The sequence below is a fragment of the Nocardia sp. NBC_01499 genome, assembly GCF_045040275.1.
Lineage (GTDB): Bacteria > Actinomycetota > Actinomycetes > Mycobacteriales > Mycobacteriaceae > Nocardia.
This window is the reverse complement of sequence record NZ_CP109426.1, coordinates 6,269,753-6,296,127: the sequence shown is the minus strand read 5'-3', so window position 1 is coordinate 6,296,127 and position 26,375 is coordinate 6,269,753. Positions and strand designations below refer to the sequence as shown.

At 67.0% G+C, this 26,375-nt stretch carries 25 protein-coding genes; 14 read left to right on the top strand and 11 right to left on the bottom strand.

Annotated features, from left to right (window positions below; genetic code table 11):
* Nucleotides 1-102: 102 nt before the first annotated feature.
* A complete protein-coding gene (locus OG203_RS28775; RefSeq protein WP_405160388.1) occupies nt 103-1,440 on the bottom strand; it encodes a DUF445 domain-containing protein in 1,338 nt (445 codons plus the stop codon).
* A 202-nt stretch (nt 1,441-1,642) separates the two neighbouring features.
* Between OG203_RS28775 and OG203_RS28770 the strand changes: the two genes are divergently transcribed.
* From OG203_RS28770 to OG203_RS28755, 4 genes are all read left to right on the top strand, one after another.
* Nucleotides 1,643-2,326 carry a TetR/AcrR family transcriptional regulator gene (locus tag OG203_RS28770; protein ID WP_405160387.1) on the top strand — a complete coding sequence of 228 codons (684 nt, stop codon included), beginning with the start codon at nt 1,643-1,645 and terminating at the stop codon, nt 2,324-2,326.
* A gap of 153 nt (nt 2,327-2,479) precedes the next feature.
* Nucleotides 2,480-3,916 carry an ABC1 kinase family protein gene (locus OG203_RS28765; protein WP_405160386.1) on the top strand — a complete coding sequence of 479 codons (1,437 nt, stop codon included), beginning with the start codon at nt 2,480-2,482 and terminating at the stop codon, nt 3,914-3,916.
* A gap of 19 nt (nt 3,917-3,935) precedes the next feature.
* A complete protein-coding gene (locus tag OG203_RS28760; RefSeq protein ID WP_405160385.1) occupies nt 3,936-5,186 on the top strand; it encodes a saccharopine dehydrogenase family protein in 1,251 nt (416 codons plus the stop codon).
* A 197-nt stretch (nt 5,187-5,383) separates the two neighbouring features.
* Nucleotides 5,384-6,016, top strand: a complete 633-nt coding sequence (locus OG203_RS28755) for a class I SAM-dependent methyltransferase (RefSeq protein WP_405160384.1) — start codon at nt 5,384-5,386, stop codon at nt 6,014-6,016.
* A gap of 120 nt (nt 6,017-6,136) precedes the next feature.
* Here OG203_RS28755 and OG203_RS28750 read toward each other — a convergent pair whose 3' ends face one another.
* The 4 genes from OG203_RS28750 to OG203_RS28735 all read right to left on the bottom strand — a co-directional run bounded on the left by OG203_RS28750 (nt 6,137) and on the right by OG203_RS28735 (nt 9,264).
* The gene (locus OG203_RS28750) at nt 6,137-6,721 is read right to left on the bottom strand and encodes a hypothetical protein (RefSeq protein ID WP_405160383.1); all 585 of its coding nucleotides are present in this window, start codon (nt 6,719-6,721) and stop codon (nt 6,137-6,139) included.
* Between the two features lie 171 nt (nt 6,722-6,892).
* Nucleotides 6,893-8,146, bottom strand: coding sequence for a serine hydrolase (locus tag OG203_RS28745; RefSeq protein WP_405160382.1), 1,254 nt, complete (start codon nt 8,144-8,146; stop codon nt 6,893-6,895).
* A gap of 93 nt (nt 8,147-8,239) precedes the next feature.
* Nucleotides 8,240-8,443: a hypothetical protein gene (locus OG203_RS28740; RefSeq protein WP_405160381.1), complete on the bottom strand. Its 204-nt coding sequence runs from the start codon at nt 8,441-8,443 to the stop codon at nt 8,240-8,242.
* 86 nt (nt 8,444-8,529) lie between these two features.
* Entirely contained in the window at nt 8,530-9,264 is a 735-nt protein-coding gene (locus OG203_RS28735) for a GntR family transcriptional regulator (RefSeq protein ID WP_405160380.1), read from the bottom strand.
* Nucleotides 9,265-9,442: 178 nt separating this feature from the next.
* Here OG203_RS28735 and OG203_RS28730 point away from each other — a divergent pair, with 178 nt between their 5' ends.
* Genes OG203_RS28730 through OG203_RS28715 form a run of 4 tightly spaced genes read left to right on the top strand, consistent with a single transcriptional unit; the run spans nt 9,443 to nt 12,108 of the window.
* The gene (locus OG203_RS28730; RefSeq protein ID WP_405160379.1) at nt 9,443-9,835 is read left to right on the top strand and encodes a hypothetical protein; all 393 of its coding nucleotides are present in this window, start codon (nt 9,443-9,445) and stop codon (nt 9,833-9,835) included.
* A gap of 30 nt (nt 9,836-9,865) precedes the next feature.
* Nucleotides 9,866-10,504 (top strand): hypothetical protein, encoded by a 639-nt coding sequence (locus OG203_RS28725; protein ID WP_405160378.1) that lies wholly within the window; start codon nt 9,866-9,868, stop codon nt 10,502-10,504.
* Nucleotides 10,505-10,509: 5 nt separating this feature from the next.
* Entirely contained in the window at nt 10,510-11,229 is a 720-nt protein-coding gene (locus OG203_RS28720; RefSeq protein ID WP_405160377.1) for an ESX secretion-associated protein EspG, read from the top strand.
* Between the two features lie 30 nt (nt 11,230-11,259).
* Nucleotides 11,260-12,108 carry a polyphosphate kinase 2 family protein gene (locus tag OG203_RS28715; protein ID WP_405160376.1) on the top strand — a complete coding sequence of 283 codons (849 nt, stop codon included), beginning with the start codon at nt 11,260-11,262 and terminating at the stop codon, nt 12,106-12,108.
* Between the two features lie 54 nt (nt 12,109-12,162).
* Here OG203_RS28715 and OG203_RS28710 read toward each other — a convergent pair whose 3' ends face one another.
* Nucleotides 12,163-13,023, bottom strand: a complete 861-nt coding sequence (locus tag OG203_RS28710) for an LLM class flavin-dependent oxidoreductase (RefSeq protein WP_405160375.1) — start codon at nt 13,021-13,023, stop codon at nt 12,163-12,165.
* A gap of 181 nt (nt 13,024-13,204) precedes the next feature.
* Here OG203_RS28710 and OG203_RS28705 point away from each other — a divergent pair, with 181 nt between their 5' ends.
* On the top strand, nt 13,205-13,981 hold the full coding sequence (locus OG203_RS28705) for a DsbA family protein (RefSeq protein ID WP_405160374.1): 777 nt from the start codon (nt 13,205-13,207) through the stop codon (nt 13,979-13,981).
* On the top strand, nt 13,981-14,547 hold the full coding sequence (locus OG203_RS28700; protein ID WP_405168034.1) for a vitamin K epoxide reductase family protein: 567 nt from the start codon (nt 13,981-13,983) through the stop codon (nt 14,545-14,547). The genes OG203_RS28705 and OG203_RS28700 overlap by 1 nt, the downstream gene beginning before the upstream one ends.
* Before the next feature lie 3 nt (nt 14,548-14,550).
* Here OG203_RS28700 and OG203_RS28695 read toward each other — a convergent pair whose 3' ends face one another.
* The gene (locus tag OG203_RS28695; RefSeq protein ID WP_405160373.1) at nt 14,551-15,639 is read right to left on the bottom strand and encodes a S1C family serine protease; all 1,089 of its coding nucleotides are present in this window, start codon (nt 15,637-15,639) and stop codon (nt 14,551-14,553) included.
* A 166-nt stretch (nt 15,640-15,805) separates the two neighbouring features.
* Here OG203_RS28695 and OG203_RS28690 point away from each other — a divergent pair, with 166 nt between their 5' ends.
* Together OG203_RS28690 and OG203_RS28685 are read left to right on the top strand one after the other, a co-directional pair.
* On the top strand, nt 15,806-16,858 hold the full coding sequence (locus OG203_RS28690) for an NAD(P)-dependent alcohol dehydrogenase (protein ID WP_405160372.1): 1,053 nt from the start codon (nt 15,806-15,808) through the stop codon (nt 16,856-16,858).
* Nucleotides 16,859-16,912: 54 nt separating this feature from the next.
* On the top strand, nt 16,913-18,133 hold the full coding sequence (locus OG203_RS28685; protein ID WP_405160371.1) for an AI-2E family transporter: 1,221 nt from the start codon (nt 16,913-16,915) through the stop codon (nt 18,131-18,133).
* Here OG203_RS28685 and OG203_RS28680 read toward each other — a convergent pair.
* On the bottom strand, nt 18,099-19,427 hold the full coding sequence (locus OG203_RS28680) for a phthiocerol/phthiodiolone dimycocerosyl transferase family protein (protein ID WP_405160370.1): 1,329 nt from the start codon (nt 19,425-19,427) through the stop codon (nt 18,099-18,101). The two genes, OG203_RS28685 and OG203_RS28680, sit on opposite strands and share 35 nt — an antisense overlap.
* A gap of 95 nt (nt 19,428-19,522) precedes the next feature.
* On the opposite strand from OG203_RS28680, the gene OG203_RS28675 reads away from it, so the two are divergent.
* Both OG203_RS28675 and OG203_RS28670 read left to right on the top strand, forming a co-directional pair.
* Nucleotides 19,523-20,080, top strand: coding sequence for a TetR/AcrR family transcriptional regulator (locus tag OG203_RS28675; protein ID WP_405160369.1), 558 nt, complete (start codon nt 19,523-19,525; stop codon nt 20,078-20,080).
* Between the two features lie 79 nt (nt 20,081-20,159).
* Nucleotides 20,160-20,891, top strand: a complete 732-nt coding sequence (locus tag OG203_RS28670) for a ZIP family metal transporter (protein WP_405160368.1) — start codon at nt 20,160-20,162, stop codon at nt 20,889-20,891.
* Between the two features lie 62 nt (nt 20,892-20,953).
* Here OG203_RS28670 and OG203_RS28665 read toward each other — a convergent pair whose 3' ends face one another.
* The 3 genes from OG203_RS28665 to OG203_RS28655 form a co-directional block, all read right to left on the bottom strand.
* A complete protein-coding gene (locus OG203_RS28665) occupies nt 20,954-22,561 on the bottom strand; it encodes a DEAD/DEAH box helicase (protein ID WP_405160367.1) in 1,608 nt (535 codons plus the stop codon).
* Between the two features lie 402 nt (nt 22,562-22,963).
* On the bottom strand, nt 22,964-25,267 hold the full coding sequence (gene metE / locus OG203_RS28660) for a 5-methyltetrahydropteroyltriglutamate--homocysteine S-methyltransferase (RefSeq protein WP_405160366.1): 2,304 nt from the start codon (nt 25,265-25,267) through the stop codon (nt 22,964-22,966).
* Between the two features lie 90 nt (nt 25,268-25,357).
* The gene (locus OG203_RS28655; RefSeq protein ID WP_405160365.1) at nt 25,358-26,230 is read right to left on the bottom strand and encodes a 3-hydroxybutyryl-CoA dehydrogenase; all 873 of its coding nucleotides are present in this window, start codon (nt 26,228-26,230) and stop codon (nt 25,358-25,360) included.
* Between the last annotated feature and the right edge of the window lie 145 nt (nt 26,231-26,375).

Here is a 26,375-nt window from a genome sequence, read left to right as displayed (position 1 = left end):
CTCACCTTCTGGCGGTTGTACGAGTTCAATTCTAGGACAGGGTGCTAACTATTGCAAGCAGTCTGCTAGCACCCTCTCGGCAAACATTCGGCGGGCTATGTCTCAGCCACCGAACATCAGCTGCGAGATCGTGTAAATCACCAGGCCCGCAAGCGAACCGACGACCGTTCCATTGATGCGGATGAATTGCAGATCACGCCCAACCTGCAATTCGATCTTCTTGCTTGCCTCGTCCGCATCCCACCTGGCAACCGTATCGGTCACCAGGGTGCTGATCTCCCCGGCATAGTTCTCCACGAGATACCTTGCCCCCCGGTCGATCCAACCATCCACCTTCGCCCGCATATCGGCGTCGTCGCGCAACCGCTCACCTAGTTGCTGCACGTTCTCGCCGACCTTACGCCGCAATGTGCTGTTGGGATCGTCGGCCGATTCCAAGATCAATCGCTTGGCCGCCCGCCAGGTCGCCTCGGCCATCCCGGTGATTTCGTCACGGCCCATGATCTGCGCCTTGATCCGCTCGGCCTTCTTGATCATCGCTTCGTCGTGCTGCAGATCGTCGGCGAATTCCTCGAGAAAGCGATTCGCCGCCAGCCGCACCTCGTGCTCTGGGTTGGACCTGACCTTCCAGGTGAACTCGACCAGCTCCCGATAGATCCTTTCGGAAAGCAAAATGTTGACGAATTTCGGAGCCCATTGCGGTGCATCGCGCAAGACGATTCGGTCGATCGTCTCCTGCGAACCGAGCGCCCACTGATGCGCGCGCTCGGCGAGCAGGTCCAACAGCACGAGCTGCCGGTTGTCGGCGAGCAGCTCGGCGAGCACCCGCCCGATCGGCGGACCCCACAGCGGTTCGGCGATCCGTTTGACGATCGTCTGGTCGATGATCTGCTCGACGTCCTCGTCGCGCAGCACCCCGACCACCGCGCGCAGCAGCGTCGAACTCTCCTGCGCCACCCGCGCGGCATGACCGGGGTCGGCCATCCACCGGCCGACCCGCCAGGACACCTGCGCCGACGTCACCTTCGCCGAAACCACCTCGGGCGCAAGGAAATTCGTGCCGACGAAGGTGCCGAGACTCTCGCCGAGCTGGTCTTTCTTCTTGCGGATGATCGCGGTGTGCGGAATGGGCAGGCCGAGCGGATGCCGGAACAGCGCGGTGACGGCGAACCAGTCGGCCAACGCGCCGACCATGCCCGCCTCGGACGCCGCCCGCACATAGTCCACCCAGCCACCACCGCTGCCACGCGATTCCATCCAGCGACAGAACAGATAGATCGCCGTCGCCACCGCGAGCAGCCCGGTGGCCAGCGCCTTCATCCGCCAGAGGTCGCGGCGTTTGCTTTCCTCGTCGAGCACGGCGGCGAAACCGAAGGGCGCGGCCGCCGCGGCCGCCGGGGGCGTTTCCAGGACCGCGATGTTGCCGGGAGCTTTCTCCATGCCTCCATTCTGCTGTGCCGGGCGCTCGGCCTGCCTGAGGCGCGGAAGATGTGCAACCTGTCGCATCCCGACCCAAACGCGCATATCACCAGCGACCGGGACATAAGCTGGAGGCCCGAGGAGAAACCGACTAACAAGGGAGCCCACGCTGTCCACCGATGACCTTGTCGACGTCGGCGAGCTCGCCGACCGACCGGCGGCGGTGCGCACCGGCCGACAGGATGGCCGCAAACGCCGTTGGCGCCAGCACAAGATAGACCGCCGCGAGGAACTCGTCGACGGCACTCTTGCCGCTGTCCGAGCACGCGGCTCCAATGCCGGGATGGACGAGATCGCCGCCGAGATCGGCGTCTCCAAAACCGTCCTCTACCGGTACTTCTCCGATAAGAACGACCTGGTCCACGCGACCATGCAGCGGTTCATCGAGACCACCCTGATGCCACGGGTCTACGGCGCGATCAGCCTCGACGCCGACGAGTATCAGCTGGTCCGTTCGGCGCTCGCCGAGTACGTGGGCACCGTCGACGAGGACCCCGAGGTCTATCGCTTCATCATGGGCAACGGCTCGGCCGATCAGTCCTCGCTCGCCGAATTCGAGAAGCTGTTCGCCGAGGTCGTCGCCGCGGTCATCATCGACCGCGCGACGGAAAAGGGCATCCAGACCGACGGGGCGATGCTGTGGTCCTATGTGCTGGTCGGCGGCATTCAGCTGGCCACGCACTGGTGGACCACCAACAAGACGATGTCGCGCGAAGCGGTGATCGACTACCTGACCATGATGGCCTGGAGCGCGATCGACGGGATGGCGCGTGCTAACGGCTCCGCCGAGGTCTTCAACGCGCAGCCGCATGTGCTGCCCGCACCCGGCGCGAACTCGGCGAACTGATCATTCGCCCGACTTCCGGGTGCTAGCTGGGGTGCTAGCAAAAGTGTGACGAGGGGCTCGACTTTGCCGCGAGGTTGGCTACTCTGAACCCGAGCGGTGCGCCAAGTGGGCTGCGTCACCGCCCCGCGCACTGGCACCAATGGAGGTACCTCGATGGCGAAGCAAGTACCGACCTCCCGGCTTGCTCGTGGCACCAAGCTCGGTGCCGTCGCAGCCGGCTCCGTGATCCGCACCCAACGCGTCAGGCTGTCGATGCGCGGCCGATCCGAGGCCGTGCGCGCGAAAATGGCCGAGGAGTCCATGATTCGCACCACCGAGCAGGTGGTCATGGTGCTCGGCACCATGAAGGGCGTTGCCATGAAGCTCGGGCAGATGATGTCCGTGCTCGATATGGACCTGGTGCCGGAGGCGCATCGGGAGCGGTTCCAGAAGCGACTCGCCGTGCTGCGCAACGCGGCCCCGTCGGTGTCGTTCGAGTCGATGCGCCAGGTGATCGAGGACGATTTCGGCCAGCCGCTCGGCGCGATCTTCGCCGAGTTCGAGGCAGAGCCGATCGCGGCCGCCTCCATCGGACAGGTCTATCGGGGCACGCTGCACGACGGCAGGCAGGTCGCGGTCAAGGTGCAGTACCCGGGCATCGACGCCGCGGTGCGCGCGGATCTGAAGAACCTGGCCATGTTCCGCCGGGTGCTGCAATCAGCGATGCCGTGGGTGACCCCCGCCGTGCTCGACGAGCTGCGGCTCAATATGGAAAGCGAACTCGACTACCAGGCCGAGGCCAACACCCAGCTGCAGATCGCCGAGCTGTACGCCGGGCATCCGTTCATCGTGGTGCCACGGTCGATGCCGGAGCTCAGCACCACCCGCGTGCTGGTCAGTGAATACGTGGCAGGCAAGGGATTCGACGAGATCCGTCAGCTGCCCGACGCCGAGCGCGATCGGATCGGCGAGATCATCTACCGCTTCTACGTCGGTTCGCTGTTCACCTTCAACGAGTTCTGCGGCGACCCGCATCCGGGAAATGTGTTGCTCGCCAACGACGGCAAGGTCGGCTTCCTCGACTTCGGGCTGTTCAATCGGATGGATCCCGAGCACGTGCAGTTCGAGCTGACCTGCCTGCGCGCGGCCGCCGAGGACCGAGCAGAAGACCTGCGCGAGTTGATGATCCAGCGCGGCGTGATCGATTCGCCGGAGGAGATCGGCGCCGAGGAATGCCTGGAGTATGTGCTCGCCGCGTCCGAATGGTGTTTGATCGACGAGGATTTGACGATCACCCCGGAGCTGGCCAGCGGCGCGTTCCTACTCGCGGTGGACCCGAGGGCCAGCGAGTTCGCCGGGATGAAGCAGCAGAATCTGCCGCCCGAGCATCTGTTCTCCCGCCGCGCCGATTTCCTCACCTTCGGCATGCTCGGCCAACTCGGCTGCACCGCGAACTGGCATCAGATCTCCCGTGAATGGCTCTACGGCGATCCCCCTGTCACCGAGCTCGGCAAAACACACCACGCGTGGCTGGCCGAGCACCCGCCCGTCGCGCCGAAGAAGCCGCGCACCAGGGCAAAAAAGGCCCCGAAGCCAAGCACCGACGCATAACCGCAGAAACGGAAAGACCATGGCAGACAATCGAGAGTTCGACCTCGTCCTTTTCGGCGCAACAGGTTTCGTAGGGAAGCTCACCGCGGAGTACTTGCTCACCGCCGCACCGGAATCCGCGCGCATCGCGCTCGCGGGGCGCTCGCTGGACAAGCTCACCAAGGTTCGCGCCGAGCTCGGCCCGGCCGCCGCGGACTGGGGGCTGGTGGTGGCCGATTCCACCGACGAGGCCGCACTCGCCGCGCTGGCCGCGCGGACCAAGGTCGTGGTCACCACGGTCGGCCCGTACCTGCGCTACGGGTTGCCGCTGGTCGCCGCCTGTGCGCGGGCCGGCACGCACTATGCCGATCTCACCGGTGAGCCGCTGTTCATCCGTGACGCGATCGATCAGTATCACGAGCAGGCCGTCGCGACGGGCGCGAAGATCGTGAATTCCGCTGGGTACGACTCGATTCCGTCGGATCTGAGCGTGTACCAGCTGTACAAGCGCTCGCTCGAAGACAACACCGGCGAGCTGGAGGAGACCACGCTGATCGCCTCGCTGAAGGGTGGCGTCAGCGGCGGCACCATCGACTCGGGCCGGGCGATGATGGAGGCGATCGCCGCCGATCCGAAGAAGGGATCGGTGCTGTCGCACCCGTATTCGCTGAGCCCGGACAAGTCGATGGACCCGGACGTCGGCCGTCAGTCCGATCAGGCGTTGTCGCGCGCGAGCACCATCGACCCCAGCCTCGACGGCTGGGTGAGCACGTTCGTCATGGCGGCGCACAACACCAAGGTGGTGCGGCGGACCAACGGACTGCTCGGCTGGGTGTACGGCAAGAACTTCCGCTACCGCGAGGTGATGAGCGCGGGCAAGTCGCCCGCCGCACCGCTGGTGGCCGCGAGTATCTCGGGCGGGATCGTGGCCGGTCTCGCCGCGGGCGCGGTGCTGTCCAGGGTGGCGGTCGGGCGCAAGCTGCTCGACCGGATGCTGCCGAAGCCGGGCACCGGGCCGAGCGAAAAGGCCCGCGACAGTGGGTGGTTCACCATGAAGACGTTCACCCGCACCTCGTCGGGCGCGAAGTACGTGGCGACCTTCTCGGGCACCGGCGACCCCGGCTACAAGGCGACCGCGGTACTGCTCGGCGAGAGCGGGCTCTCACTGGCCTTCGACTCCGACAAGCAGCCCGAGCTGGCGGGCATCCTCACCCCCGGTGCGGCGATGGGTGACGCACTCACCGAGCGGTTGCGGACAGCCGGAATGACCATCGAGGTCGCGCGAGTCTGAAAGACGTTGTGGCGGGCGGGGTTCGGTGGACATCACCGAATCCGCCCGCGCATGAATTGTGAACAACGAGGAGCCCCAATGGATTTGCGCGCTGGTTCGAGTTATCGCGAGCCAACGTCGGTCCGGCGGGGCTCGGCGATGAACCCGAGAGGGTCGAAGATGAGCTCACCGAAGAGCGCGGACACCGGAGCGACCCGATGAACCTGGCGCGACGCACCATGAACCATCCGGCGCTGGCCGCGGTGTACGAGCGAGCTTGGCGGCCCGCGCTTTTCTATCTGGCCAGCGGGCGCACCACGGAGTCGGATCGCCGCGACGCGGTCACCACGCTGCGCCTCGGCGGGGCCGAGAAGGTGCTCGATATCGCTTGCGGGCCCGGCAATTTCACCCACTACCTGAGCACCGCGCTGACCGGTGACGGCTTCGCCATCGGCCTCGACTACTCCGAACCGATGCTCGCCAGAGCCGTCGCCGACAATGCGGGCCCGCGCGTCGGGTACCTGCGCGGCGACGCCCGCAAACTCCCGTTCGCGGACGGCACATTCGACGCGGTGTGCTGCTTCGGCGCGCTCTACCTGATCCCCGACCCGATCGCCGCCACCCGTGAAATGCTGCGGGTACTCGCCCCCGGCGGGCGCATCGCCATCACCACCAGCTACCGCGCGGACAATCCGTTCGGCGACGTCAGCCGGGTAGTCGGCGGGTGGAGCGGCCTACGCGTCTTCGACACCAGAACCTTCCCCGACCTCTTCGCCGCGGCAGGCCTGGTCGACATCGAACAGCACGTGCACCGCCTGCTCCAGTACGTCAGCGCCACCCGCCCCGAATAGCTCCGGCTTCCTTAGCAGACTTCTTCGCACACCTGCTTCTTCCTTCCCATATCTGGCAGTCAGCTGAGGGGTATGCGAGGGAACAGGCAGGTGTGCAGAGTTGACCTATCTGTCGCTTGGTCAGCTGCCGCTGCCGGTGGAGGGGCGGGCTCGGCGCAGGGCGCAGGCGGCGTGGTCGGCGTCGGGGCGGTCGTCACCGGTGCGGGCGCAGCCTTGGGAGGTGTAGCCCTGGGCGTCGTAGCCCCAGCGGTCGAAACCCCATTTGTTGAATCCCGAGTGGTCATAGCCAGAACGGTCGTAACCCCAGCGGTCGTAGCCCCAACGGTCGAAACCGAAGCGGTCGTAGCCGAATTGGTCGAAGCCGTCGGAGCCGTAGCCGTCATCGGGCTCTTGTGGTTTCGGGGAATCGGGGGTCGTTACGGGCGGTGGGGTGGTTACGGGTGGGGTGGTGACAGGTGGAGTTGTCACCGGCGGAGTGGTTACCGGTGGCGCCGTGGTGATCGGTGGCGCCGTGGTGATCGGTGCGGCCGTGGTGATCGGTGGAGCCGTGGTCACCGGCGCGATGGTGGCGGGCGCGGTGGGGCTCTGGTCGGGGGTGGCGAATGCCGGTATGACAATCGCGGCGGGAGCAAGCGTCAACGTCGCGGCAACGGCGGCGAGTAACACCGACTGCCGCACCGTGCGCGTTCTTCTCCACTGCGACATATTCGACCTCCATCTCGAAATGAGCGCGCTGAACCGCCCTCGAGTCCCCTATCGGTCAAATGTCCCCCATCGATACTTTTCCGACCCGCCCTACTTTCGTGGGCTTGAAAAGGACGCAGGACACGACTATTAGCGCTGCGCTCGGCAATATCCCGCAGCTGGAGATCCGGGTTATAGCCAGCTCGGCTGGTCACGGGGACCGAGCTGGTCGACGGTGTCGGAGATCTGTGCGACGAGTTGCCATGGCCGCTGCGTGTCGGTGGTCGCTTTTCCGCTGGTGAGGATCGCCCCGGACAGGCCACGGGCCGGGTCGGCCCAGCCGTACTGTGTCGTCAATCCGCTGCGGCCGAAGTGTGATTGGGTGTTGCGGCCGAATTTCGACCTGCGCCCACCCAGTTCGAACCCTGCTCGGCTGACGCGTCCGGCCAGGCCGGGTAGGCGGTTCGCCGGTTGTATCGCCTCGCGCAGCGTGCTGGCCCGGATGATCCGTACACCATCCAGTTCGCCTCCACGCGTGAGGATTTCGTAGAAGCGGGATAGTTCGGCTGCCGTGGTGACGAGGTTGCCCGACGGGAGTTCGGCGGTGAGGAAGGTGCGCGTCGCGGATTCGGAGACGGCGCCGCCCATCCCGCCGCCAAGCGCCTTGCGCGCCAGATACTTCGAGATGCGCGACGGCCCAGGCCCGGTCTTCACCCCGGCCACGACCTTGTCGACATCCTCGGGTCGAACCCCGAAGTTGTTCCAGCGGAACCCCAATGGCTCGAGCACCTGCTCGGCGAGGTGCTCGCGCATCCGTTTTCCGGTCGCCCGCTGCACCAGCAGCCGTTGTATCAGCCCACTCGTCAGCGCGTGGTAAATCCGGAACCGTCCCGGCGGCCAACTGGGCACGAGATCGGCCAACCCCTGTGCCGCCAATTCCTCGTCGACCACCAGCTCGAATCCTTTATAGGGCGGCGTGACAAAGGGCACACCCGCCGAATGCGATAGCACGTGTCCGATGGTGATCCGTTCCTTGCCATGGGCGGCGAATTCCGGAATGTATGTGCACACAGGATCATCGAGCCGAAACGCACCCTGCTCGATCAACATGAACATCAGCGTCGCCGAAATCCCTTTCGCCGTCGAGAACCCGCAGAACGGCGTCTCGGGCGTAGCGAGCACCCGCACCGCATCCGCCCCGTCTCCCGGCGCGTTCCCCCACCCGTGCCCGATGGTCCGGTTCAGCACGATCTTCCCGTTGCGCCGCAGGCACACCTGGATCGCGGGCGTCGTCCCCATCCGATACCACCCCCGCACCGACTCCCACAGCCCCTCGACGTCCGCGGCGGCCAGCCCGGCCGCCGCCGGATCGTCTTCGCTCCCGACCGTGGTCACCGAGTCCACATCCTCGGCAACGGTCACCAACATGTCAGGAGTTGTGTTCATTTGCCCAGCATATCGACCTGAATCTGAGATCGCGGTGAGAGAAAGGCCGGCCGCCGCGGTCATCCGGCGGCACCGGCATTTCGCCGCGCGGGGTCAGTCCGGTTCGTCCGGACCGGGCGCGGCGGCGCCGAGTTCGACCATGCGACGCAGCATTGCCGGCGCCAGGGCGAATTCGAATTCGTTTCCGCCGCTTTCGAAGACGAAGGTCAGGTAGTCGTCTCGTTGGAGGGGAGCGCGTCGGACCGAGCAGTGCTCGCCGACGATCACCCAGCTACCGATGGTCAACTGATCGAACATCGCACCTCCCACCCTTTGGTCTATGCCACTGTCGATAGGTGGACTATGCCACCCGTCTCACGCGGGTGTCAATGCCGAAAAAGTAGCTATGAGCTGCTGGAATGTTCCTGTTGGAACATCCATCGGTCCGGCGGGTGGACGATCTCGTCGAGCTGGATCACGGCACCGTCGGCGGCGTGCAGCGTGAGCTGATAGACCAGCACGGCGGCGGGCCTGGCCAGTGCGAGATGGCGGCGCTCGTCGGCGGTGGCGAGGCGGGCGCTGACCCGATCGCGGAGGTAGGACACTCGGCGGTCGGTCACCGATTCGAGGTAGCGCAGCGTGCCGCCGGACAGCCGTTCGGCGCGCAGCAGCCGCGGCGCGACCTCGGCGAGATCGCCCGCGAACCACGACGTCACGATCTCGGTGACGCCGGATCCGTTGCCGGTCAACCGCTTTCGCATGATCACCGCACTTCCCCGCGGCAGGCCGAGCACCTCGGCGATCTGGGCGGGACCGACGACGACCGCGGCCTCGAGCACGGTCACCGCCGCACCCTCGGCATAGCCCGAACCGTACTGCGGGACCCGCTCACCCATGACCGGACCGCCGGGCTGGTCGACCACATAGGTGCCCGAGCCGCGCCGTGACTCCACGATTCCCTGCTGGCGCAACGTATTCAGCGCCTTGGCCGCGGTCGGCCGCGCGACTTTCCATTGCGCGGCGAGCTCCCGCTCGGAGGGAACCTCGGCGCCCGGCGCGAGTTCACCGCGCTCGATCCGATCGCGGATGTGCCCCGATATCCGCAGATATTTCGGCAGCACTTCGTCGATTTCGGACACCGGCCGCCTCTCTGCGCACACCGCCTCCGACCAGCTCAGGCCACCGGCCAGTGTAACAATCGTGCCCCACATCACAGGAAAAGGGCGGGACCAAGCAGGTCCCCGCTTGCGTTACCGCCCGGTAGAGTGCCCATCCAGTACGGCGCTACGGAGTGGACCAACGGAGGGGGTTTCCCAGATGGCGGTACCGGACACCGGGCAGGGGACGGCAAGGCAACTGTACGCGGCGGCCACCGGCGCCGGGCATGGCCAGCCGTTCGAGCTGGCGCCCGACGTCGCCGAAAACCTCGCCGCCGCTTGCGACAAGCTGGTCGAGGACCTGCACCGGGCAATGGCCACCGGACATCTCGTGACCGACGTGACGGGGTTCCCGAATCTGCCGAGCGGACAAGGCCTTACCCGCGGCTTCAGCGACAAGGGCAGGCAATACCTTGACACCCTCGCCGCCTTCCAGGAGACCGCGCTGTTGTTCAAGGCCGCATATCTGGCGGCGGGCAAGATGTTCGCCGACGCCGAAGCCGCGAACAAGGCGGCCATGGATCTGGTCACCGATCACCTAGAGGCTCGATGAGCCACCGGCTAGCCGGCTGAGGGGGCGGCCATGGCAGATTCCGCGGCCCGCGCGGCCGCCGACAACATTCGTCGGCAACTGGCCGGATTACGCACCGGCGCAACCGATCCCGCCTACGCACCGGATCGGGAACGCTTCGGTTTCTATAGCCACCAGGAAATCTGGGACCTCGTCCACGAAGCGCTCGACCCGGCCGCGCTCGGCCAGGCGTCGGCCGCCTGGCAGGCGAACGCGGACGCGCTTGCCGAAGCGTTCCAAGCCTTTTCCGACGCGGCCAACCGGGAATTCGCCCGCTGGTCGGGCCGCGCCGCCGACGCCGCGTCGGGTGCCACCAGGGAGTTCGTCCTCGCCGGTGCCGAGGCACACGAGGTATGCCGCGCCATCGCGCGCTTGATGGAGTTGAATTGCGATGCCGCGCAGACGATCCGGGCCGCCATCCCGCCGCAACTACCCTATCGGCCGCTCGATGACCCGGCCGCCGAGGCGGTCTACGGCGGCAAGCGGAAGATGGCGCACGACAGTGCCGCGGCCGATATCGAAGCCGATGTCAGGGACACGATGACCTACGTCTACGTCCCGACCATGCCCGCCTCCGGCAACCATGTGCCTCGCTTCCTTCCACCTCCTGACGGACCACGGCCCGCGGGTGACGGGGGCGCCGCACAGTGAAATGGGTGCTCACTCCCGACGAGTTCTCGCACGTCTGGGAAAACGAAACCAGCCTCGACCGAAGGCCATACCCGGTCAACATGGTGCCTGCGGCCACCGTGCGCACCGAATCCGAGTACGCCGCACTGCGTTTGCCGCAGCGCTTCGCCCGCCAGGCCGACCCAGACCTGGCCGCCGCGCTCATGCTGTGCGGGCGCACCGACGCGACAACCATCACCGTCTCCGGCGACCGAGGCACGCCCCCGCGCAACGGCACCGGCGCCGATACCGAGCGCATCCTCGCCTTCGCCGCGGTGGTGCACAATCACGCGGGCATCCTGGTCGCCACCCCGGACAAGGTGACCGTGCTGATGTGCCACGCCAGGCAGGTCGGCGAGCGGCTGGTGCAGATCATCGGCCCGGCCCAGCCCGGCAAGCTCGGCACGATGCGCGAGCCACAGGACGCGGTGCTGAGCCAGGACCACGCCGAACCGTACGCCACCAACGGGCATCGCGGCGCCGCCCGGTTCCGGCAGACGCTGCGCAAGCCGGTCGACGGCCGCGGTTTCCTGACGGTCACCGTCGAACCCGACAACCCGATGTCACCGCCGACCAGGCACCGCACCTGGCTCGATTTCACCGGCGACGGGCGCTACCTGTTGACGACCTCCCAGGACCTGATCCTCACGCCGGTCTCCGACGAAGACTTCGCGGCCCAGCTGATCAGTCTGGCGCACATCCGCTGAGCGGAGTGCCCGCTGTGGTAGTTGTGGGAGATGGCGAAGAAGCGCTGGTCTGTTCCGGCCACCGAGGCCCTGAAAGCCGATGGATTGCGGATCGCTGACCTGGACACCTCCGGCACGCCCGGCTTCAAGGGCGACAAGGCGGCCGGCCAGGAACTGCTCGCCGAGCGCACCGAGGTGCTTTCGGCGCTGCAGGAACGGCTCTATGCCAATGGGCGCTCCGGTGATTCGCGCAGCGTGCTGCTGGTGTTGCAGGGCATGGATACGGCGGGCAAGGGCGGCATCGTCCGGCACGTGATCGGCTCGGTCGATCCGCAGGGTGTCGACCACCACGCGTTCGGGGTGCCGACCGAGGAGGAGAAGCGCCACCACTACCTGTGGCGCATCCGCAACGCGCTGCCACGCGGCGGCCAGCTCGGCGTCTTCGACCGTTCGCACTACGAGGACGTGCTGGTGGTGCGGGTGCACAATCTGGTGCCGAAGGACGAATGGGAACCGCGCTACGGCGAGATCAACGCGTTCGAGAAGGAACTCGTCGACGAGGGCACCACGGTGGTGAAGGCTGCCATGTTCGTCTCGCTGGAGGAGCAGAAGAAGCGGCTGATGGAGCGCCTGGAACGGCCGGACAAGTACTGGAAGTTCAACCCGGCCGACATCGATGAGCGCGCCTACTGGCCCGACTATCAAGACGCCTACCAGGCCATGCTCGACCGCACCGATACCGATCACGCTCCATGGCATGTGATTCCGACCGACCGCAAGTGGTTCTCCCGCCTCGCGATCACCGAACTCCTCATCGACGCCTTGGAGCGACTCGACCTCGATTGGCCCGCAGCGCAATTCGACGTCGAGGAACAGAAACGCCGCCTCGCCAAGGCCTGACGCGGTGGTGGCGGCTTACCCGAGCCGCCACCAATTCCCCTACGGCGCAAGCATTTACACCAGCGGGCGAACTTCCTCCGCCACGAAGCGGACAAAGGCTTCCGGGTCCGGCTCATCCCCGGTCGGCTGAATGATGACGCTGTCCGCGCCGGCCTCGGCCAATTCGAGGACCGCGGCGGCCACGGCGTGCGCGTCACCGGCGACTCCGGCACCCGGCGCATGCTTCGGTGTCCGCGCGGCGGCAAGCCGCGCCTTGGCATCCGGGCCCGTGACCGCGAGCAGATTCGCGACGACCGGGTGCGCGCCGGTGCGCCCCGCAGCGGCACGTCCCTCATCGATCAACTTCCGCGCGGCACGCACACCGTCCGCGTCGGTAATCGAATCAAGCAGCGTCCCATCGGCATGCGAACCACACAGGCGAATCGAGCGCGGCCCCCTGGCACCGGCGTAGATCTTCGGCGGCGCGAACGGCGGCCAGTCGAGTGCCACGTCATCGAGTTGCACATAGCGCCCGGAGGTGGTGACGCGCTCGCCCGCGAGCAACGCGCGCAACGCGTCCAGATACTCACCGAGCAACGTCACTGGGGATTCGACCCGCGCGCCGACCTGACCCATCCACTCCTGCACGCCGTGACCGACACCGAGCACGAGCCGATCGGGGAACAACCGGTCGAGAGTGGCGACTTCCATCGCGGTCAGCGCCACGTTCCGCAGCGGTACCGGCAGCAGCCCGATGCCGACTCGCAGCCGCTCTGTCCATGCCAAAGCCGCTGCGGCACTGGCGATTCCACTCTCCAGGAAGCAGTCCTCCCAGAGCCACAATTGCTCGAGCCCGGACTCCTCGGCAACACGAGCTACGGCACGCAGCCGCTCGGGAGGATTCTGCGGACGAAATACGGCACCGAGACCAGTCATCCGACCATTTCTACCCCCTCGGTATGACAACCGCGTACGCGTCTGTGCCCGATATTTCGGAATCTCTCAGGTTCAGCCAGGATGATGTGGCCGTGGCCCGACCACGCGGGGATGAGTTTCCGGATCTACCATCGTGGCGGCAGGTACCGGCAAGTCGAGCGAAAGGCGTGGTGAACGCACGGTGAGCAAGAAACCGGGTGGGAAGAAGAACCCGTTGCTGGCGGCGGATCGCAGCGACCGCAACCGCAAGATCTTCATCCAAGTGGCCGTGGCCGCCGTGCTGGTCGCGCTTATCGCGGCCATCGGCATCGGTGTCGCGGTGAAGAAGGCCCGCAGGGACGATCCAGGACCGAGCCCGGCCATTCCGGCGGCCGCGAACCCGGACCCGGCTGGCATCACCGGCACGATCACCGACAACGGCGCGATCCGCATCGGCAAGCCCGGCGCGAAGGTCACCGTCCGGGTGGTCGCCGACCTGCAGTGCCCCGCGTGCAAGGCGTTCGAGGCCGCGAACTCCCAGGTGCTCGACGACAACGTGAAGAACGGCACCGTCGCGGTCGAATACAACGTGATCGCGTTCCTGGACAAGTCATCGACCACGCGCTATTCGACTCGCGCGTCGGATGCCTCGTACTGCGTCGCCGAGGCCGATCCGACGAAGTACATGGCCTGGCTGACCTCGATGTTCGCCCAGCAGCCCCCCGAGGGTGGCGCCGGCCTGCCCAACGACAAGCTGGTCCAGATCGCGAAGGACGCTGGCTTCCCGGATTCGGTGGCGAGCTGCATCACGGATGTGAAGTACGACAAGTACATCCAGGCCCGCACCGATGAGGTGCTCAACAGCGGCATCAAGTCGACCCCGTCGGTCTTCGTCAACGGCAAGCAGATCCAGACGAGCCAGGAGCTGATGGGCCCCGGCGGCCTCGCACCGGTGATCGCCGCCGCCGCGGCGCAGTGATCAAGGCCGCCCCACCCCGGGCCGCTTGGATACTGCTGATCGGCGGGCTACTCGGCTGGTTGGCCGCGGTGGCGCTGACCATCGAACGGTTCAAGCTGTTCACCGATCCGGGCTACACCCCGTCGTGCAGCATCAATCCGATCCTGTCCTGCGGATCGGTGATGGTGACCAAGCAGGCCTCGGTGTTCGGGTTCCCCAACCCGATCATCGGCATCGTCGGCTTCTCCGTGCTGGTCACCCTCGCGGTGCTGTCGGTGGCCGGAGTGGGGTTCCCGCAGTGGATCTGGGGTGGGCTGTGGCTCGGGCTGCTGCTCGGTGTCGGGTTCATCGGCTGGCTGATCTTCCAGAGCCTGTACCGGATCAACGCGCTGTGCCCGTACTGCATGGTGGTGTGGGCGATCATCACCCCGCTGCTCGCGGTGGTCACCGATCAGCTCTGGGGCGACTCACGCGGCCCGCTGCGGATCCTCGCCGAGTGGCGGTGGACGATCGTAGCGCTGTTCTACGCGGTGGTGCTTGTGCTGATCTTCCTGCGGTTCCAGGATTACTGGCTGTCGCTGTTCTGAGTTCTAATTCGGCGTGCCGAGCGCGAGCACCAGGGTGACCGCGCGATGCGCGCCGCTGGCGTCGACGATGTCGAGTTGGATGGTGTCGTTGGGCTTGTGCACGTTGATGGCACCGTGCAGCGCCCGCGCCGAGGTGATCGCGTGCCCGTCGATGGACGTGATCACCTCGCCGTTGGTCAGCCCCGCCGCGTAGGCGGGTAGGCCGTAGATCGCCATATCTATCCGTGCCCCACTGGGTTTCGCGTCGGTGGTCAGCACGCCGAGCGTCGCGGTCGGCCCGATGTGCACCGTTTCGGTCGGCGTACCGGAGCGGATCTGGCTGACCACCCGCATCGCGGTGTCGATCGGCACCGCGTAGCCGTTCGGCGGTCTGTTCACCACGTGTGCCGGATCGCCGGACGCGGCGGCGATCACCCCGATCACCGCACCGGCGCGGTCGGCGAGCGCGCCGCCGGACTGCCCGGCGGTGACCGCGGCCGCGACCTCGAACATCCCGGTGAGCGATTTGCGGGACAGGTCGGCGGAGTTGAGCGCGACGATGGTGCTGTCCAGATCGGTGAGGGTGCCCTGGATCGCGGTTGGCGTGCCGCCGACCCCGCCCGCGTTGCCGATCGCAAGCACCTCGTCGCGCACCCGCGCATCGGCCGAACTGCCGACGCGGGCGGTCGGCAGACCGGCCGCACCGGACAACCCGAGCAGCGCGATATCGGCATCGGAGTCGTAGCCGAGCACCACCGCGTCGTAGTCACGCCCGTTGCCGACGTCGGTGACCGTCACGGTGTCCGCGCCCTTCACCACGTGATGGCTGGTCAGCACCTGGCCGTCCGCGGTGAGCACGATGCCGGACCCGGCCGCGCCGAGCCCGAACGGCTTGGTCGACGCGTTGATATCCACCAGCGCCGGATCCACGGCCGCGGCGACGGCCAGCGGATCGAGTGGCGGCGGCGGCGCCTCGACGATCGGCGCGGCGATCTCACTCGCCCCGCTCTGCCAGCCGGGCAACTCGCCCCGATAACCGAGAAATCCGGCCACAGCGAGCAGCGCGGCGACGATCATCGCCAGCGCGCGACCCCCGTGCCGTTGTTCGTTCATCGTTCTCCGCCTCGATGCCTGCGAATTCCATTGTGGCCGGAGATCTTCACCGTAGATCAGAAAACGGTCCGGATGGCGGCCGATCACCGCCGATGCGCGAAGTCCGGCCATGTCCGTTATGTGTCGCGTTTGGCATCTGCAGCCATGCGGCGGTAGGCATGTATGCATGACTACTGCTGCCGCGTACGCCCTATCCGCACCCGATGGCGCATTCGAGAAGGTGACGATCGAGCGCAGGGACCTCGGTCCGCGCGACGTGCTGATCGACATCAAGTACGCGGGCATCTGCCACTCCGACATCCACACCGCCCGCGACGAGTGGGGCGGCACCAAGTACCCGCTCGTGCCTGGTCACGAGATCGCGGGCCTGGTCGCCGCGGTCGGTTCCGAGGTGAGCAAGTATCAGGTCGGCGACCGCGTCGGCGTCGGCTGCATGGTCAATTCCTGCGGCAAATGCGGGCCGTGCCTGGCCAACGAGGAGCAGTACTGCACCCGAGGCGCCACCATGACCTACAACACGCCCGTCGACCCGGCCGTCCAGGCCAACGGGTACACGATCGGCGGCTACTCCACCCAGATCGTGGTGACCGAGGGCTTCGTCGTCGGCATCCCCGAGGGGATCGGGCTCGACCAGGCCGCGCCGCTGCTGTGCGCGGGCGTCACCCTGTTCTCGCCGCTGCGGCACTGGAACGCCGGGCCCGGCAAGAAGGTCGCCATCATCGGTATGGGCGGGATCGGGCACGTCGGGGTGAAGATCGCGGCCGCGCTCGGCGCCGAGGTCACCGTGCTCAGCCACTCGCTGAGCAAGCAGGAGGACGGCAAGCTCTTCGGCGCGAGCCACTACTACGCGACCAGCGACCGGCAGACCTTCCGCGAACTGCGCGGCCGGTTCGATCTCATCCTCAACACCGTCTCGGCCGACCTGCCGATCGACGACTACATGAAGATGCTGAACCTCGACGGCACCCTGGTGATCCTCGGCCTCCCGGAAAACCCGATGAGCATCAAGCCGTTCACCATCGCGGGCTACCGGCGCTCGCTGGCCGGATCGATGATCGGCGGCATCGCGCAGACCCAGGAGATGCTGAACTTCTGCGCCGAACACGGCATCGGCGCGGAGATCGAGGTCATCTCGGCCGACGAGATCGACGGCGCGTACGACCGCGTGGTGGCAAGCGACGTCCGCTACCGCTTCGTCATCGACGTCTCCACGATGTAGCGCGCGTGGCGGGTTGACCGGTTGACCCGCCCCGACCTGGGTACGTTTGGCGATGTGGCCTCCGATGATGACGACAATGCGACACGGCCCACCGCCGCACCGGCACCCACCGGCGACGCCGTGGTCACCGCGGAGGTGACGACCGGTCCGCCACCATGGCTGCTGCGGGCGTTCCTGCTCGCCGCGGCGACGGTGGCCGGGCTGTTCGCTGGCTTCTGGGCGCTGACCCGGTTGCAGGGCTTGCTCACGATTCTGTTGGTTTCACTGTTCCTTGCGTTCGCCATCGAACCCGCGGTGAACGCACTCGCGCGTCGTGGGATGAAGCGTGGACTCGCCACCGGGGTGGTCTTTCTCGTCCTGGCCGTCGTCGTCGTCGGCTTCTTCTGGGCGCTTGGGTCGTTGCTGATCGATCAGGTCACGACTCTGGTCAACAACGCGCCGCAGTACGCGGATCAGGGCATCGACTGGGTCAACCGCACGTTCAAGACGAACCTGTCCGGTACCGATATCGAGAAATACACCAGCAACTGGAGCAAGTATCTCGAGGGTGCGGCCGGAAACGCCTGGGACATCGGCACGCGGACGGTCGGTGTCGTCTTCCAGTCCCTCGGCGTGCTGCTGTTCACCTACTACTTCGCCGCCGACGGCCCGCGTTTCCGTAACGCGGTGTGCTCGCTGCTGCCGCCGCGCAAGCAGCGACATGTGTTGCGCGCCTGGGATATCGCGGTGGAGAAGACCGGCGGCTACATCTACTCGCGCGGGTTGCTCGCGCTCGCTTCGACAGTGGCGCACTATGTCGCGTTGCGCGTGCTCGATGTGCCGTCGGCCTTCGCGCTCGCACTGTGGGTCGGGGTCGTCTCGCAGTTCATCCCGACGGTCGGCACCTACCTGGCCGGCGCGCTGCCGGTCATCGTCGCGCTGGTGCAGAGCCCCTCCGACGCGCTGTGGATCCTCGGTTTCATCGTGGTCTACCAGCAGTTCGAAAACTATGTGCTGCAACCGAGAATCACCGCGACCACCCTGGACATGCACCCCGCTGTCGCGTTCGGCGCGGTGCTGGCGGGCGCGGCGCTGCTCGGCGCGACCGGTGCGCTGCTTGCCATTCCGGTCACCGCGACCGTGCAGGCCTTCAGCGGCGCCTACATCCGACGCTACGAGGTCGAGACCGATATCGACACGTCCGAGCCGGAACCGCCGCCGAAGAAGCCACGAAAGTGGTCCCGCGAGTTGACAGTTCGTTTCACCGGATCGAGGAAGCAGCCACCGGCGGAGTAGTCGTCGCCACCCGGATCTGCTCGATCAGCGCCTGCGCGACCTTGCCCATCCGCGCGCGGCTGTGTTGCGCGGTGTCGTGCTCGACCTGGATGGTGAGCCGGTCGCCGATGGTGAAGACGGTCAACTTCGGCGGCATGCCCGGCCCCATGGCGAAGACGTCGTCGCGGACGTGCCGAACACCGGTCGGCATCGAATGTGCGGGCAGGCGGCCGATATTGGAGAGGGCGAGGGTGGGCGGGGCGGCGAACGCGGCGGCCGTCACCGGATCGTCCACCCGCTGCGCAGCCAGCAGGAATCGGGCCGCCTCCTGGCGTTCCCGCGCGTCGTGCAGGCTCGCCGCCACCAGCAGTCCGAGGCCGATGGGGCTGTGGTCGTGCGCGACGAGCAACGTAGCTCCCGAGCCGGACGCGCAATTCACCATCGTGCTCGCGGGCAGTCGCGGAACCAACTCCCCGCGCACATCGACCGCGTGCCCGCACATCAGCGGCAGCGGCCCGGTGGCCGGCGCGAGGTTGGCGCGGACCGCGACCATGGCGGCGCCGCTGAGCAAGCTGTGCACCGAGATTCCATGCAGGCGCGCGGCAGTGACGAGCGCTTCGGTTTCCTTGGTGTCCAACTCGATTCGGTGCACCGCATACCGGCCGAGCGGATCGTCGCCGATACCGTCCCCGTCCACCGGCAGTGTGCGCGGCGCCGACTCCGGTCCCATCATCGCCACGTTCGCGCGGACGAGCTCCAAGAACTCGGCCACCTCGGCATCGGAAAACATCTCGGCGAGAAGGGTATCCATCGCCTCGGGCAACGATGTGTCCGAACCATCCACCGGCAGTGGACTTCCCGCGATGTGCGCGGTATAGCGCTGCCACAGCTCCGCAAGCAGCGCGAAAGCCGATCGCCCATCGGAGATTCCGTGATGGATGACAAGCACGATCCGCTGACGCTCGCCCGCGCGCAGCAGGTGGGCGCGGAACAACCCGTCGGTCCAGTCGCGCGGACCGTTCACCAGTCGCAGATAGTCGGCCTCGTCGCCGTCGGCGAGGTCGAGGCGCGGGCGATAGTCGTCGACGCGGTGGAAGTGCATGGTGCCGTCGGCCTCGGTCACCACCTTGCTGCGCAGCAAGGGATGGACGGCGGCCAGCTCGCCGAGTACCCGGCGCAGGATCTCGGGGTCGATCGCACCGTGCACGGTCGAGCCGATGTACAGCGGCATGCCACCGGTCGGCACGCTGCCGAGCTTGGTACCCGTGCCGAAGAACGTGGTTTCGAAGGGGGAAATGGGGCGCGTTGCGGTCATGTCCCGACCATACGCACGTTTCAAACAACTGTCACAAACAATTGTTTGAAACAGTCGTCACAAACACACGTATGCCCTGCTGCTATCGTGCGGAGGTGGGAACCCGAGACGACCTCCTCGCCGCGGCCAAGCAGTGCCTGGCCGAACGCGGCTACGCGCGTACCACCGTGCGCGATATCGTGGCCGCCTCCGGCACCAACCTGGCCGCGATCAACTACCACTTCGGCACCCGCGACAAGCTGCTGAGCCAGGCCATGATGGAGTCGAGCGCCACCGCGGTGCAGGCGATCCTCGACTCGCTGCCCGCCGACGACACCGCCGATCCGGCCGCTCGCCTTCGCGCGTTCCTCCAGCAACTGATCGTCTCGTTCACCGAGGAGCAGCTGCTCTGGTCGGCCAATATCGAAAGTTTCGTGCAGGCCCTGCACGCCCCCGCGTTGCGCGCCGAACTCGGCACCGCGCAGGGCCAAGCGCGCGAAGCGCTTTCGCACGTGTTCGACAGCGCGACGCCCGATCCCGCCGTCGGCGCGGTGTTGCAGACCATGATCGGCGGACTGCTCATCCAATGGCTGATAGACCCCGCCAACGCACCGTCCGCCGAGACCATTGCCGCGGGCCTGCGCGCACTGGCCGAGGGGCTCGCCGCGGCCTGACCGGCGCCGGGCGACCGCCTGGCGAACTCGCCGACCCGTGCTAACGTTCCCGCCCGTGCCGATCACCCATGCTGGAACGATGGCGATTCTGCTGGCGCTGGTCTCCATGTGCGCCACGCTGGTCGGCGGTCTCGTCGCGGTGCGCATCGGCGACCGCAAACACCTGGTACTCGGCCTGGCCGCCGGTGTGATGCTCGGCGTGGTCTTCTTCGATCTGCTGCCCGAGGCGCTGGAACAGTCCAGTCAGCGTCTGCTCGGGGTGCCTGCCGCATTGATCGCCGCGGTGGTCGGGTTTCTCACCATCCACATCATCGAGCGCGCGGTCGCCATCCACACCGGTCACGAGCAGGAATTCGGCACGCACACACACGGTTTCGAATCCGTCGGCCTGATTGCCGCGGCGGGCTTGATCTTTCACAGCGTCTTGGACGGCTTCGGCATCGGCCTCGGCTATCAGGCGGGCGCGACTGTCGGCGCCGCGGTGGCGATCGCGGTCATCTCGCACGACTTCGCCGACGGCTTCAACACTTTCACCATCTCGACCCTCTACGGCAACGCGCGCAAGCGGGCACTGACGCTGCTCGCCTTCGACGCGATCGCCCCGGTGCTCGGCGCGGTACTCGGCACCCTGATCCACGTTCCAGCGGGCGTGGTCGGCCTCTACCTCGGCTACTTCGCGGGCTTCTTGCTCTACCTGGCCACCGCCGACATCCTGCCCGAAGCGCACGCCGTACACCCGTCCCGCCTAACCCTCGCCTGCACCGTGGCGGGCGCGGCCCTCATGCTCGGCGTTGCGGCGCTGAACCACTGAGCGATCGACAAAGGCCGCCTCCCCGTAAAGGGAAGACGGCCTTGGTCTTTCAGCTACTGAACTCAGCCGCGCGCGGCAGGAGCCTGCTCGCGGGTCGCGCGAGTACGCGGTGCACCACCACGGGCGGAACGGGTCGCGGGACGGCCCGCGCCCTCGAAACCGTGTGCGGCGGCGCCGTTTCCGCTGCGACCGTTCCGGTTCCGCGACTGCCCACCGGCGGCGTGCGGCGCGGCGTCACCGGCGCCACGGCCACCGCGACCACGCGACTGCCCACCGGCACCACCGCGCGACGCGGTATCCGTGCCAGCCGCATTGCGGCTACGCGGTTGACCACCGGCAGCGGCGCCATCGCGCGGGCCACGACTGCGTGCCTGCCCGGCAGGCGCGCTGTAGCGACGGTCGCCGCCGCCACCACGACGGTTCCGGTTGCCCTGGGTATCGGCGTTCGAGGACACCGGCGCCGCGCTCGGCGCGACCCTTGGTGCGACGGTGCCGACCAGCGCCGTGACCGGTGCCGAATCAGCGGTCACCCGCTGCGGCGAAACGTTGATATTGGCCTTGCGCAGCAGTGCCGCGACGTCACGGCGCTGCTCGGGCAGCACGACGGTGACGACGTCACCGGAGCTGCCAGCGCGGGCGGTCCGCCCGGAGCGGTGCAGGTAGGCCTTGTGCTCGGCGGGCGGATCGACGTGCACGACCAGCTCGACATCGTCGACGTGCACACCACGCGCCGCGATATCGGTCGCGACGAGCACCCTGGCCGAGCCGTTGGTGAAGGCGGCCAGGTTGCGGTCGCGGGCGACCTGCGACAGGTTGCCGTGCAGGTCCGTCGCGGGAATGCCAACGGTGCTCAGCTGCTTGGCGAGCTTGCGTGCCTGATGCTTGGTGCGCATGAACAGGATCCGGCGCCCGGATCCGGCGGCCAGGGTCTCCACCAGAACGCGCTTGGCTTCGACGCCACCGACCTCGAACACGTGGTGGGTCATCGCGGGCACCGGCGAGTCGGCCGTGTCGACCGAGTGGTTGGCCGGGTTGCGCATGAACTGCTTGACCAGCTTGTTGACGCCGTTGTCCAGCGTCGCGGAGAACAGCAGCCGCTGTCCGCCGTTCGGCGTCGCGGCGAGAATGCGGGTCACCGCGGGCAGGAAGCCGAGGTCGGCCATGTGGTCGGCCTCGTCGAGCACGGTGATCTGCACGTCCTGCAGCGAAACCACGCGCTGACGCATCAGGTCTTCGAGGCGACCTGGGCAGGCGACGACGATATCGACACCGGTCGAGAAGGCCTTGGCCTGCCGGTGCTGGGAAACGCCACCCATGATGGTGGTCACCTTCAGGCCGGCGGCGGTGGCCATCGGCTCGAGTGCGGCGGCGATCTGGGTCGCCAGCTCACGCGTCGGCGCGAGGATCAGGCCGCGCGGACGACGGCCTGGCTTGCGGTCGCCACCGGCGAGGCGGTCGACCATGGGAATGGAGAAGGCGAGCGTCTTGCCGCTACCCGTCTTGCCGCGGGCGAGCACGTCGCGACCGGCCAGGGTGTCGGGCAGCGTGGCCGCCTGAATGGGGAAGGGAGCCGTGATGCCGCTCGTGGTGAGGGCGCCGACCAGCTTCGCGCCGACTCCGAGAGCGGCGAACGACGTGGTGGGGGCAGGGCTCGAAGCAGGGGTTGTCATATGTGGTGGGTGTGCCTTCCAGGCATCGGGGTGTACCCCAGCGCTGCGCAGGACGGTGGTCCGTGCGTTCGGTGTTATGACACCCAGCTGAGGCGCCGACGCGAAAGGTAAGACATCCACGACGGATCGAGAGGGAGCGTGAAGATCAACGCTTGCCTTTGGTAACTCTACCGCAACCTCGAGTATTCCTCGCCTTCGGATCGAAGCGCCCGCTAGTGGGTTACGTCACGAAGCATCGAGCAAGAAACGACCACCGTGTCACGTCGGCCACAGTCGGGACGGTCCTCGACCACAGCGCCGCCAGAAACCACCGCGCCGCCAGAAATCACAGCGCCGCCCCGAAGCCGTGGCCGGAACGAAAACCGCCCCCTGCGAAAACAGGGGGCGGCCAACGTAGTTCGCCTACTCGCCGTCGAGCGCGCGCCTGCGCACCCGGCGCGCCGCCGCGACCATATTGCGCAACGACGGCTCCAGCTGCCAGTAGTGCCGCGTCTTCAACCCACCGTCCGGATTCGCCCATAGTCGTTCCGGGGTGATGGCTTCGGCTGCGGCGGTGAGCAATTCGTCCATCTCATCGATGTCGGGGATGCGCGCCGAGCGGCTTTCGTACACGCCGGGACCGACGCCGTGGCTCAGCCCGTGATCGGTGCCGCTGTCCGCCTTGAGCGCCTTGACCACCCACTCGATCGAGCGGGTCGCCACGATCGCGGTGACGTCGCAGTCGAGTTCCTCGATCGCCTCGACCACCTCGGCGCGGCCGGAATACCCGATGTGCGTGTGGATCTGGGTTTCCGGACTGACCCCCGAGGTGGCGAGCCGGAACGCGCCGACCGCCCAGCGCAGGTACTCCGCCCTGCCCTCGGGCCGCAGCGGCAGCATCTCCCGCAGCGCGGGCTCGTCCACCTGGATGATCGAGATGCCCGCCTTCTCCAGGTCGGCCAGCTCGTCCCGGATGGCGAGAGCCACCTGGTCGGCGGTCTCGTGCAGCGGCAGATCCTGCCGGACGAACGAGCGGGCGAGCATGGTGACCGGCCCGGTGACCATGCCCTTGACCGGCTTGTCGGTCAACGACTGGGCGTAGCTGATCCACTCCACCGACATCGGCGCCGGCCTGGACACGTCGCCGTAGATGATCGGCGGTCGCACGCACCGTGATCCGTACACCTGCACCCAACCGAAGTGCGTTGTCGCGAAGCCGTCGAGCAGCTCGGCGAAGTACTGGATCATGTCGTTGCGCTCGTGCTCGCCGTGCACGAGCACGTCGAGGCCGATGTCCTCCTGCAGCCGGATGGTCGCCTCGATCTCGGCTTCGATCCGCTTCTTGTAGTCGTCGAAGGACAGCCGCCCCTGGCCGAGCTCGTAGCGCGCCTGCCGAATCTTGTTGGTCTGCGGGAAGGAACCGAGCGTGGTCGCCGGCACCGGCGGCAGATTCAGCTTGGCCTGCTGGGCCACCCGGCGCACCTCGTAGGGTTCGCGCGTACGCATGTCCGGCGTGACGGCGTAAACCCGTTGCCGCACAGCGTGCTTCTGCTTGAAGTGCACCTCCGTCGGCCGCTTGCGCCAGCTGTCGGACGGACCGTCGGTGAGCGCCTTGGCCAGCGAAACCACCTCGCCGACCTTCTGTTTCGCGAAGGCGAGCCGGTCGGCGACATTACCGAGGATGTCGTACTCGATGAGCAGGTCGTACGGCACGTGCAGCAGCGTTGTCCCGGTCGAGACGACCAGGTCCGGGCACACCTGCGCGAGCCGGTTCAGGTACTCCAGCGTGACGTGCCGGTCGGCCCGCCAGACGTTCTGACCGCTGATCACACCGGCGTACAAGCGCTTACGGCGAATGCCGGGGATCTCTGCGAGGTCCTCCGGGGCGATGCGGTAGCTGGACAGGTCGAGGCCGATCGCCTCCACATTGCTGGCCGCCAGGATCCGCAGCGCCTCACCGAAATCGCCGTACTGCCCGGTGACGAGCATCCTCGGCCGCAGCGGCGCCTTCGAAAGTCGTTGGTAGGCAGCCTCGAACGCGGCCAGCTCGGCGGGCGTGCGCTCGCTGGTGAACGCTGGCTCGTCCAGCTGCACGCAGGTCGAGCCGCGCTTGGCGAGGATCTCGAATAGCTGCTCGTACGCCGGGAGCAGTTTGTCGAGCAGCTTCAGCGTGTCGAACTCGTCCTGACCTGGGATTTGCCCCGCCTTGGAGAGCAAAAGCAGCGACAGCGGGCCGAGCACCACCGGGCGAAGCTCGATGCCGCGCTCCTTGGCCCGGTCGAATTCGTCGAGGAGCGCATCGGGATGCAGCGAGAATTCGGTGTCGGCATCCAATTCCGGCTGCCGGTAGTGATAGTTGGTGCCGAAGAACCGGACCAATTCAAGCGGCGGCACATCCGGATTGCCGCGCGCCATCAGGAAATAGAAGTCGAGCGGGTCGAGCTCGGCCCGATACGGCTCGAACCGCTTCGGCACCGCGCCGAACAGCAACGCGTTGTCGAGCACGTGGTCGTAGAACGAGAAGGTATTGCCGGGGACCTGGGTCAACCCGGTGGCGGCGAGTTCGTTGAACTGCCGTTCCTGAATGTCACGGCCCACCGCGAGCAATTCGTCGCGGGGAATCGCACCGCGCCAATAGGCCTCGAGTGCCCGCTTGAGTTCTCGATGCGGCCCGATCCGCGGATAGCCGAGGATGCTCGACCCGTAGCCGTCGGTCACGTTCACCATGAGCGCGCTGCTCCCTTCGATGGCTGTGCGGCGCCCACGAGGAACAATGGACGCCGCACGCTCTTGCGCCTGGGTTGAATCGAAACGAGCTCAGGCCCGGTTGTACTGGTAGAAACCGGCGCCGGTCTTCTTGCCGAGCAACCCAGCTTCGACCATACGCATGAGCAGCGGCGGAGCGGAGTACAGCGGCTCCTTGAATTCCTGGTACATCGAGTCGGCGATCGACTTGACGGTGTCGAGGCCGACCAGGTCGGTCAGCGCCAGCGGACCCATCGGGTGCGCGCAGCCGAGCACCATCGCCTTGTCGACGTCGTCCTTGGTGGCGAAGCCGGACTCGACCATCCGAATGGCCGAGAGCAGGTACGGCACCAGCAGCGCGTTGACCACGAAACCGGAGCGGTCGGCCGAGCGGACGACCTGCTTGTCGAGCACCTCACCGGCGAACGCCTCGGCGCGCTTGGACACCGACTCGCTGGTCTTCAGCGTGGTGACCAGCTCGACCAGCGGCAGCACCGGCACCGGGTTGAAGAAGTGCATGCCGACAACGCGCTCGGGCTGGGTGGTGGCGACCGCGATCTTCATGATCGGGATCGAGGAGGTGTTGGAGGCGAGCACGGCCGCCGGATCGGTGACGACCTTGTCCAGCGCGGCGAAGATGGCGGTCTTCACCTTCTCGTCCTCGAGCACCGCCTCGACCACCAGCTGGCGGTCGGCGAAGTCATCGAGATCGGAGGTGAATCGCAGTCGCCACGCGGCCTGTTCGCGCTCACGCTCGGTGATCTTGCCGCTGCTCACGCCGCGGTCGAGCGAACGAAGGATGCGCGAGCGGCCCGCAGCGGCCAATTCCCTGGTCTGTTCGAAGACGAGCACGTCGACGTGCGCCCTCGCACACACCTCCGCGATTCCGGCACCCATCTGTCCGGCGCCGATGACACCGACGCGTTGAATCTTCTCGCTGCTCACGTCCCGCTCCTGCTGTTGGTCTGGCTAGTCGGTGGCTGGAAGGGGTGTGCTCTGGTGTGAGCGGCCCTTCGATTGATCAAGGTATAGGGACGCCCTCCCCGCTGGGGCTGTTCAGCGGGAAGGGCTCTGCCTTACTACGGCGCTC

Bases quoted from the DNA above. Each gene is read 5' to 3' on its own strand.
- OG203_RS28710 (WP_405160375.1), bottom strand. From the start codon at position 13,023: ATGACTGGTCTCGGTGCCGTATTTCGTCCGCAGAATCCTCCCGAGCGG.
- OG203_RS28730 (WP_405160379.1), top strand. From the start codon at position 9,443: ATGGCGGTACCGGACACCGGGCAGGGGACGGCAAGGCAACTGTACGCG.
- OG203_RS28760 (WP_405160385.1), top strand. From the start codon at position 3,936: ATGGCAGACAATCGAGAGTTCGACCTCGTCCTTTTCGGCGCAACAGGT.
- OG203_RS28680 (WP_405160370.1), bottom strand. From the start codon at position 19,427: ATGACCGCAACGCGCCCCATTTCCCCCTTCGAAACCACGTTCTTCGGC.
- OG203_RS28750 (WP_405160383.1), bottom strand. From the start codon at position 6,721: ATGTCGCAGTGGAGAAGAACGCGCACGGTGCGGCAGTCGGTGTTACTC.
- OG203_RS28755 (WP_405160384.1), top strand. From the start codon at position 5,384: ATGAACCTGGCGCGACGCACCATGAACCATCCGGCGCTGGCCGCGGTG.
- OG203_RS28715 (WP_405160376.1), top strand. From the start codon at position 11,260: ATGGCGAAGAAGCGCTGGTCTGTTCCGGCCACCGAGGCCCTGAAAGCC.
- OG203_RS28690 (WP_405160372.1), top strand. From the start codon at position 15,806: ATGACTACTGCTGCCGCGTACGCCCTATCCGCACCCGATGGCGCATTC.
- OG203_RS28670 (WP_405160368.1), top strand. From the start codon at position 20,160: ATGGCGATTCTGCTGGCGCTGGTCTCCATGTGCGCCACGCTGGTCGGC.
- OG203_RS28725 (WP_405160378.1), top strand. From the start codon at position 9,866: ATGGCAGATTCCGCGGCCCGCGCGGCCGCCGACAACATTCGTCGGCAA.
- OG203_RS28745 (WP_405160382.1), bottom strand. From the start codon at position 8,146: ATGAACACAACTCCTGACATGTTGGTGACCGTTGCCGAGGATGTGGAC.
- OG203_RS28775 (WP_405160388.1), bottom strand. From the start codon at position 1,440: ATGGAGAAAGCTCCCGGCAACATCGCGGTCCTGGAAACGCCCCCGGCG.
- OG203_RS28695 (WP_405160373.1), bottom strand. From the start codon at position 15,639: ATGAACGAACAACGGCACGGGGGTCGCGCGCTGGCGATGATCGTCGCC.
- OG203_RS28765 (WP_405160386.1), top strand. From the start codon at position 2,480: ATGGCGAAGCAAGTACCGACCTCCCGGCTTGCTCGTGGCACCAAGCTC.
- OG203_RS28665 (WP_405160367.1), bottom strand. From the start codon at position 22,561: ATGACAACCCCTGCTTCGAGCCCTGCCCCCACCACGTCGTTCGCCGCT.
- OG203_RS28740 (WP_405160381.1), bottom strand. From the start codon at position 8,443: ATGTTCGATCAGTTGACCATCGGTAGCTGGGTGATCGTCGGCGAGCAC.
- metE (WP_405160366.1), bottom strand. From the start codon at position 25,267: ATGGTGAACGTGACCGACGGCTACGGGTCGAGCATCCTCGGCTATCCG.